Annotated in this window: 1 protein-coding gene; it reads left to right on the top strand. The window is 63.0% G+C overall.

From position 1 onward, the window contains the following. Window positions 1–487 precede the first annotated feature (487 nt). The coding region (locus AC1DVE_RS28465; RefSeq protein WP_477784364.1) for a peroxidase family protein at window positions 488–10,217 on the top strand (9,730 nt) is incomplete at its 3' end.

Below are 10,217 nucleotides of genomic sequence, written 5' to 3' on the forward strand. Positions count from 1 at the left end.
TCGCTCTATACCTGCACTCAACTTTCTATATGTCTTTTAAAAACAGCTAGTTGAGCTGTCAAACACCAGTCGTCTGTTTTAGTGACGTTAAATTGACAAATATTTGCTATGGAACTTTAGTCTTAGTTATCGGGGGGCCGCCCGCCTGAAACCTGCCATCGCTTTGGCAACGCAAGGCGCGGTGATTCTCCTGAGAGGAGCAGAATCATGTCGATCATTTCGTTCTTTTGCAGAGGGAAGGGGCTGTCCAGGACGTTCGCCTTCACTTCCAGATTCCATGGCCCGCCCAGGGCTCGAATCCGCTCTGCCTGATCGCCCGGCGAGCAATTCATTTCGCGAATTCCAGGCGCGTATCCCGGGTCACGGGTAACGCCAGAGCTCTCGCTAAAAAACATAACCAACACACTGCGCAAGCCAGCACTTGACTTGGCGCGGGAGGATTTTCTCGTCCCGTGCCTTGACCCAGACAGATCGAGGGCAATCCAAAATGGCCAATTTCAACAAGTCGGACCTGGAGTTCATTCTCCAGCAGATTTTCATCGCGGAAGCGGATAATGCCGGCCAGTCGCTCGCCAGCCTGATACCGAACCCGGAATTTGCTTTCGGTCTGCGCACGGTCGACGGGACGTTTAACAACCTGAGACTGGGTCAGAGCGAGTTCGGCGCAGCCGACAACATTTTCCCGCGCTTGACCACTCCAGTCTTCCGCCCGGCTGAGGCGGGCACCTCTTACACCCAGACCAGCGGCCTGGTGATCGACTCGCAGCCGCGCACCATCAGCAACCTGATCGTCAACGATACCGCCACCAACCCGGCGGCGGTCGCGGCCACGTTCGATCCCGGTCTGGATGGCATCCTCGGCACGGTTGACGATGTCTTGAAGGCCGGTGCGCAGGTCGTTACTGGAACCCGTACCGACGGCACGACTTTCCAGACCTTTTTCATTCCTAACGTGGCGCCGGACGCGGGCCTGTCCGCGCCGTTCAACTCGTGGATGACCTTCTTCGGTCAGTTCTTCGACCACGGCCTCGATCTGGTAACCAAGGGCGGCAGCGGCACGGTGTTCATCCCGCTGCAGCCGGACGATCCGTTGTTCGTTCCGGGTAGCCCGACCAACTTCATGGTGTTGACGCGGGCCACCAACCTGCCCGGGCCCGATGGCATCCTTGGCACCGCCGATGACATCCACGAGGCTTCAAACACCACCACGCCGTTCGTCGACCAGAACCAGACCTACAGCTCGCATCCCTCGCACCAAGTGTTCCTGCGCGCCTATGAATTCGATGCCGCCGGCAAGCCGATGGCGACCGGCGAACTGATCACCAATCGTGACCTGGGCGCCGATGGCCTGTTCGGCACGGCCGACGACGTCGCAATCGGCGGGATGGCCACCTGGAAAGTGGTGAAGGCGCAGGCGCGCGACCTGCTTGGCATTAATCTTACCGATGCCGACTTCGACAACGTGCCGCTGCTCGCCACCGATGCCTACGGCAATTTCATCAAGGGCCCGAACGGCTTCCCGATGGTCATGATGAGGGGCGCGGATGGTATTGCTGATACCGCCGATGATGTTCTCGTCGAGGGTAATTCTGCTGCGCCGATCAGCCTGGTCAATGCCGTGCGCACCGGCCACCAGTTCCTCATCGATATCGCCCACAACGCCGTTCCGGTGGACAGCCAGACCGGTGCGCCACTGACGGCCGATGCCGACCTCGTTGCCGGCGGCCCGCTGGCCGCAGGCTTCTACGACAACGAGCTGCTCGACGCGCACTACATCGCCGGCGACGGCCGGGTCAACGAGAACATCGGCCTGACCACCGTCCACTCCATCTTCCACTCCGAGCACAACCGGCTGGTCCAGCAGACCAAGGACACGATCCTCGCCTCAACGGCCGCCGGCGACCTGACGTTCCTGAACCAGTGGCTGCTGACGCCCGTCACGGCTGTTCCTGCTGATCTGTCGACCTTGAACTGGAACGGTGAGCGCCTGTTCCAGGCGGCCAAGTTCGGCACTGAGATGCAGTATCAGCATCTGGTGTTCGAAGAGTTCGCGCGTACCGTTCAACCGCAAGTCGACGCCTTCCTAGACTTCGATGACACGATCAATCCGTCGATCGTCGCCGAGTTCGCGCACACGGTCTTTCGCTTCGGCCACTCGATGCTGACCGAGACAATCGACCGGCTGGACCCCAACTTCGTCTCCAGCGAGATCGGCCTGATTCAGGCCTTCCTCAACCCGCTGGCGTTTGCGACCAGCGGCCCGACCCCGGAGCAGGCGGCCGGCGCCATCGTCCGCGGCTTGACGCGCCAGGTCGGCAACGAGATCGATGAGTTCGTCACCGAAGCGGTGCGCAACAACTTGCTGGGCCTGCCGCTCGACCTGCCCGCCCTCAACATCGCGCGCGGCCGCGATACCGGCATCCCGTCCTTGAACGCGGCGCGCCGTGAATTCTACGCCGGCACCGGCGACAGCCAGCTGAAGCCCTACACCAGTTGGGTCGATTTGGTGCAACACCTGAAGCACCCGGAATCGCTGATCAACTTCATCGCCGCCTACGGCACGCACGCCTCCATTACCAGCGCCACCACGCTCGACGCGAAGCGCGCAGCGGCCACGCTCCTGGTGTTGGGCGGCGTCGGTGAGCCGGCGGATCGCCTGGACTTCCTCAACAGCACCGGCGTCTATGCCAACCTGGCAAATGGGGCAACCATTACCGGCGTTGATGCCATCGACTTCTGGATCGGCGGCCTGGCCGAGGAAAAAATGCCGTTCGGCGGCATGCTCGGCTCGACCTTCAACTTCGTCTTCGAGGACCAACTCGAGAAGCTGCAAAACGGCGACCGGCTCTACTACCTGCACCGCACCCAGGGACTCAACTTCCTGAGCGAGCTCGAGAACAACTCGTTCGCCAAGATGGTGATGCTCAACACCGACGCGACCCATCTCCCGGCCCTCATGTTCTCGAGCCCGACCTTTACCCTTGAGGTCGACCCGGCCAGGCAGTTCAACCGGAGCGTGATTGCCGGTCCGGACGGCATACTGGGCACCGTCGATGACCTGCCCGGCAATGCCGATCCCACTGGTGGCATCATGATCAACGGCGTCGAGGTCACGCCGCTGGTCATCCGCGACAATCCCAACACGGTCGGCCCTGATACCAACTACCTGCAGTACACCGGCGAAGACCATGTGGTGCTCGGCGGCACCGCCGGCAATGACATTCTCGTTTCTGGCGACGGCGACGACACGCTCTGGGGCGACGCCGGCAATGATCGCCTCGAAGGCGGCTATGGCAACGACGAGATCGAGGGTGGCGATGGCGATGACATCATCACCGACATGGGCGGCGACGACGTCATCCACGGAGAGGCCGGCAACGACGTCATCCACGGCGGCAACGGCACCAATATCATTCTCGGCGGCGCCGGCAACGATTTCATCGTCACCGGCGAGGACTTTTCGGAGGTCTTCGCTGGCGCTGGCAATGACTTCATGCTCGGCAGCCGGCTGAACCTACAAATGATGGGCGGCGATGGCGACGACTGGATCGAGGTCGGGACCCAGGACGGCGCCCCCGGCGACAATTTCGCCGGTAACCTGCCACTGGCTTTGCTGGCAGAGTTGACCGGCGGCAACGACGTCTTCAGCGGTGACGGCGGCTTCGATGAAATGATCGGTGAAGGCGGCGATGACATCTTCATCGGCAGTGAGGGCCCGGACAAGATGTTGGGCATGTCCGGTTTCGACTGGGCCACCTACAAGGATGATCATTACGGCGTGACTGTGGACATGAGCCGTGTCGCCTTCGAACAATCGGCCCTGTCGCCTTCAGTTGCAGGCGTGCATACCACATTCCCCCAGGTGGAAGGTCTGTCGGGGTCGGCGTTCAGCGACATGCTGACCGGCGATGATGCCGACGCGGCCACGATCGCCGCTGCCGGTGTCCCAGGCAGCGTGCTCACCAATATTGACCTCGTCAACGGTCTGCGGGCGTTTCTTGGCGCGGCTGCAGCCGGCCCGGACGGAATCCTGGGCACGGCAGACGATCAGTTCGGCGCGGGCAACATCCTCCTCGGCGGTGGTGGCAGCGACATCATCGAAGGCCGCGGCGGTGACGACCTGATCGACGGCGACATGTGGCTGAATGTGCGCATCAGCGTGCGCCAGAACCTTGATGGAACTGGGCCGGAGATTGCCACCTTCGACAGCATGGAGCCCATGATCCCGTTTATGCTCGATGGTACCTTCAACCCCGGTCAGCTCGTCATCGTCCGCGAGATCCTGACTGCTGCCCCCGCCTTTGACACGACCTTGTTCACTGGCAACCGGCTCGACTATACCGTCACCACTGTGGGCGGCGTGACCACCGTGGCCGACAGCGTCGTCGGGCGCGACGGCACCGACCGCCTGACCAATATCGAGCGGCTGCAGTTCAACGATCAGTCGCTCACCCTGCCAGGCGGGGTCGGGCTCAACAACGACCCGCTGGGCTTGCTGACCATACTCGATGCTGCCAGCAACACCCCGGACGCTACGCCGACCACGGGTCAGTTGCTGAGGGTGTCGGCTGCCGGCGTGACCGATGCCGACAACGCCGGCGGTGCCATCACCGGACCGATCGCCTTCTACTGGCAGTTCGAAGCAGTCCCGGGTACGGGCGTCTTTCAGGACATCACCCGTCTTGCGGACGGGGGCGCAGCATTGGCGCACATAACCGGGCCGACCTTCAGGGTGACCCCGGATCTCGCCGGGCTGGAATTGCGCGTCAGGGCCGTCTATAAGGATCAAAATGGTGTGCTTGAGACTGCGTTCTCTGCTCCAACCGCAGCGGTCGTAGCCGGCGTTGCTCCGCCAGCGGCAGCCCCGCTGCCGGTCGAGACTCCGGTCGCCAGCACCGGTGTGCACTATATCCGGGCCGATCTGCAGTTCATTCTCGATCAGATTCTGATCTCGGAAAGGAATGCGGCCGGTGAGGATCTTCTCAGCATGCTGCCGAATGCACGGGTGCCTTTGGGCCTGCGCACGGTCGACGGGTCGTTCAACAACCTGGTGGCGGGTCAGAACGAGTTCGGTGCAGCCGACACGGTCTTCCCGCGACTGGTTCCGGCGCAGTTCGATACGGCGGAGGCGGGCACCTCTTACGCCCAGACCAGCGGCCTGGTGACCGACTCGCAGCCTCGCACCATCAGCAATCTGATCGCCGACAACACCGCCACCAACCCGGCGGCGGTCGCGGCCACGTTCGATCCCGGTCCGGATGGCATCCTCGGCACGGTTGACGATGTCTTGAAGGACGGTGCGCAGGTGGTTACTGGAACCCGTACCGACGGCACGACGTTCCAGACCTTTTTCATGCCTAACGTGGCGCCGGACGCAGGTCTGTCCGCACCGTTCAATACCTGGATGACCTTCTTCGGTCAGTTCTTCGACCACGGCCTCGACCTGGTGACCAAGGGCGGCAGCGGCACGGTGTTCATCCCGCTGCAGCCGGACGATCCGCTGTTCGTTGCGGGCAGCCCGACCAACTTCATGGTGTTGACGCGGGCCACCAACCTGCCCGGGCCCGATGGCATCCTCGGCACCGCCGACGACATTCACGAGGCTGCAAACACCACCACGCCGTTCGTCGACCAGAACCAGACCTATACCTCGCACCCTTCACACCAGGTGTTCCTGCGCGCCTACGAGTTCAATGCCGCCGGCGAGCCGGTGGCGACCGGCAAGCTGATCACCAATCGTGACCTGGGCGCCGATGGCCTGTTCGGCACTGCCGACGACGTCGAAATCGGCGGGATGGCCACCTGGAAAGTAGTAAAGGCGCAGGCGCACGACTTGCTTGGCATTAATCTTACCGATGCCGACTTCGACAACGTGCCGCTGCTCGCCACCGATGCCTACGGCAATTTCATCAAGGGCCCGAACGGCTTCCCGATGGTCATGATGAGGGGCGCGGATGGTATTGCTGATACCGCCGATGATGTTCTCGTCGAGGGTAATCCGGCGGCGCCGATCAGCCTGGTCAATGCCGTGCGCACCGGCCACCAGTTCCTCATCGATATCGCCCACACCGCCGTTCCGGTGGACAGCCAGACCGGTGCTCCGCTCTTGGCTGACTTGGATGACGTTGCTGGCGGACCGGTGGCCGCAGGCTTCTACGACAACGAACTGCTTGACGCGCACTACATCGCCGGCGACGGCCGGGTCAACGAGAACATCGGCCTGACCACCGTCCACGCGATTTTCCACTCGGAGCACAACCGTCTGGTCCAGCACACCAAGGATGTGGCCATCGCCTCCAACGATGTCAACTTCCTGAACCAGTGGCTGATGCCCGATGCCCAATTGTTGGTGTTGCCAACAACCGCGGCTGAGATCGCTGCCCTGCACTGGAACGGAGAGCGCCTGTTCCAGGCGGCGAAATTCGGTACCGAGATGCAGTACCAGCACCTGGTGTTCGAAGAGTTCGCGCGTACCATTCAGCCGAACATCGATCCCTTCCTTGGCGAACACCAAAATTATCAAACCGAGATCGACCCGGCGATCGTCGCCGAGTTCGCGCACGCGGTCTACCGCCTCGGCCACTCGATGCTGGTCGAGACCATCGACCGGCTGGACCCCAACTTCGTCTCGAGCGAGGTCGGCCTGATTCAGGCCTTCCTCAATCCGCTGGCGTTTGCGGCCAGCGGCCCGACCCCGGAGCAGGCGGCCGGTGCCATCGTCCGCGGCGTGACGCGCCAGGTCGGCAACGAGATCGATGAGTTCGTCACCGAAGCGGTGCGCAACAACTTGCTGGGCCTGCCGCTCGACCTGCCCGCCCTCAACATCGCGCGCGGTCGTGATACCGGGCTTCCGACCCTGAACGAGGCGCGTCGTGAGTTCTACACCGCGACCGGCGACAGCAACCTGAAGCCCTACATCAGCTGGTCCGATTTGGTGCAACACCTGAAGCATCCGGAATCGCTGATCAACTTCATCGCCGCCTATGGCACGCACGCCTCCATTACCAGCGCCACCACGCTCGACGGGAAGCGCGCCGCAGCCTCTCTCCTGGTGTTGGGCGGTGCCGGCGAGCCGGCGGACCGGCTGGACTTCCTCAATAGCACCGGCGCCTGGGCGAGTGGCCCGACCGGCGTCACCATTACCGGTCTGGACAACATCGACCTCTGGATCGGCGGCCTCGCCGAGGAAAAAATGCCGTTTGGCGGCATGCTCGGCTCGACCTTCAACTTCGTGTTCGAGACCCAGATGGAGAAGCTGCAGAACGCCGACCGCTTCTACTACCTGGAACGCAACGCGGGGCTTAACTTCGTCACCGAGTTAGAGAACAACTCGTTCGCGAGACTGGTGATGGCCAACACGGATGCGACCCACCTCCCAGCCGTCATGTTCTTGACTCCGGCCTTTACCCTGGAGGTCGACCCGACCAGGCAGTTCAACGCGAGCGTGATTGCCGGGCCGGATGGCATATTGGTCGACAATCCATTGACGCCAGTCAATGAGGCCGCCGACAACCTGCCGGGCAATGCCGACCCTGTCGGCGGCATCCTCCTCACGCCGCTGGTCATTCGGGACAACCCTGCGACGGTCGGCCCTGATACCAACTACCTGCAGTACACCGGCGAAGACCATGTGGTGCTCGGTGGCTCGGCCGCCAATGACATTCTCGTTTCTGGCGACGGCGACGACACGCTCTATGGCGACGGTGGCAATGACCGCCTCGAAGGTGGCTACGGCAACGACTTCATGGTCGGGGGCGACGGCGACGACATCATCACGGACATCGGGGGCGACGACACCATTCATGGCGGCGACGGCAACGACGTCATCCACAGTGGCAACGGCGTGAATCTGAACCTCGGCGGCTTCGGCAAGGACTTCGTCGTCACCGGTGAGGACTCCTCGGAGGTCTTCGGTGGCGCGGGCGACGACTTCATCATGGGCAGTATCGCCGACGAACAACTGATGGGTAACGAAGGTGACGACTGGATCGAGAGGGGAACGGCCGATGGTGCTCCCGGCGACAATTTCGACCCGAACGGGCTCGACTTGATACGCGGTAACGACATCTTCATCGGCACCGGCTCGCCCGACAGATTCATGGCCGAAGGCGGCGACGATATCATGTACGGCAACGGCGGTGCGGGCGACCGCTACCTGGGCGGTTCCGGTTACGACTGGGCCGGTTTCAAGGACGACCCGTTCGGCGTGTCCGTCGACCTGGGCCTCGCCGACATCGCTCTCGCTGCGCCATTGCCGGAGTTGGGCGCAACCGTGGCTCGGTTCCGTCAGGTGGAAGGTCTGTCGGGATCGCACTTCAGCGACATCCTGCGTGGCAATGATGCCGATGCCACCGTGATCGCGGCTGCCGGTGCTCAGGGCAGCGTGCTCACCAACTTCGACCTGATCAGCGGCCTGCGTTCGTTCGTCGGCACCGCAGCAGCCGGCCCGGACGGCATTGTGGGCACGGCAGACGATCAGTTCGGCGCCGGCAACATCGTCCTCGGCGGCGGCGGCAGCGACATCATCGAAGGTGATGGTGGCGATGACCTGATCGACGGTGACAAGTGGCTCAACGTACGTATCAGTGTGCGGCAGAACATTGATGGCACAGGTCCGGAGATCGCAACGTTCGACAGCATGGTCCCGTTGGTGCCGCTCATGCTCAACGGCACTTACAACCCCGGCCAACTCGTCGCCGTCCGTGAGATCCTGACGGATGCGCCTGACCCCCTTAACCCTGGCCATTCCTTCGACACGGCCCTGTACACCGGCCTTCTGGCCGACTACACCGTCATCGAGAACGTCGACGGCACGATCACCGTGGCCGACAGCGTCGTCGGTCGGGACGGTACTGACAGGCTCAGCAATGTCGAGCGGCTGCAGTTCGCCGATCAGTCGCGGGTCCTGGTGGCGGGCTTGAACGCCGAGCCGGTGGGCTTGCTGAGGATCAGCGATGGCACGCCGGCCGTTGGCCAAGTGTTGACGGTGTTGGCCGACACCGTCAGCGATGCGGACAATGTCGCTAGCGGAGGTGCGATCACCAGTCCCATCGCCTTCGTATGGCAGGTCGAGACAAACCCGGGCAGTGGTATCTTCGACGACATCGGTATTGCGCTCGGAGGCGGACTAGGAACCGCGACCGGTCCGACCTTCACGGTGACCGCGGCTGAGGAGGGACTGCTGCTGCGCGTCAGGGCCGTCTATCAGGACGCCCACGGCGTGCTGGAAAGCGTGTTCTCGGCGCCGACCGCGCCAACTGCGCCGCTCGGCGGCAGCCCCGTCAACGTCGTACCGGTTGGCACGGTGCTGATCAGCGATACGACCCCGACGGAAGGCTCCAGCTTGACCGCCACGGATGCGTTCACCGACGCCAACGGGACCACGACCTCGGTGATTACCCATCAGTGGCAGGCGGGGAGCGGTGCGGTCTTTGCCGACATCGCCGGCGCGACGGGCACGACCTTCACGCCCAGCCAGGCGCAGGTCGGTCAGCAACTGCGTGTCATCGCGAGTTACACCGATGACCTCGGCACACTTGAGCGAGTCACCTCTGCCGCAACGACAGTGGTCGGTGATCTGTTTGTCGGTACCGCCGGTGCCGACATATTCACCGGCACGGCAGGCGACGACGTGGCCAGCGGAGGTGATGGCAACGACATCCTGAACGGCTTGGGTGGCAACGACATCCTCAATGGTGACGCGGGCAATGACATTCTCATCGGGGGTACGGGTGCCGACACGATGGCCGGCGGTGTTGGCGACGATGTCTACGAAGTTACCGACCTTGGGGACGTGGTGACCGAGCTCGGCGGTGCCGGCAACGACACGGTCTGGACCTCGCTCGCGAGCTACACCCTGGGTGCCAACGTCGAAAATCTGTTTTTCGGCGGCAGCGGCAACTTCGCGGGCACCGGCAACGCGCTCGACAACACGCTCGTGGGCGGTGCGGGTAACGATGTCCTGATCGGTGGTGCAGGTGCCGACACGATGGCTGGCGGTGGCGGCAGCGATGTCTACGAAGTCACCGACCTTGGGGACGTGGTAAGCGAGCTCGCCGGTGCCGGCAGCGACACGGTCTGGACCTCGCTCGGGAGCTACGTCCTGGGTGCCAACGTCGAAAATCTGTTTTTCGGCGGCAGCGGCGACTTTGCGGGCACCGGCAACGCGCTCGACAACGTGATCGCGGGGGGGGCGGGTAATGACGTCCTCGTCAGTG

The organism is Pseudomonas sp. P4_B4 (genome assembly GCF_056402255.1).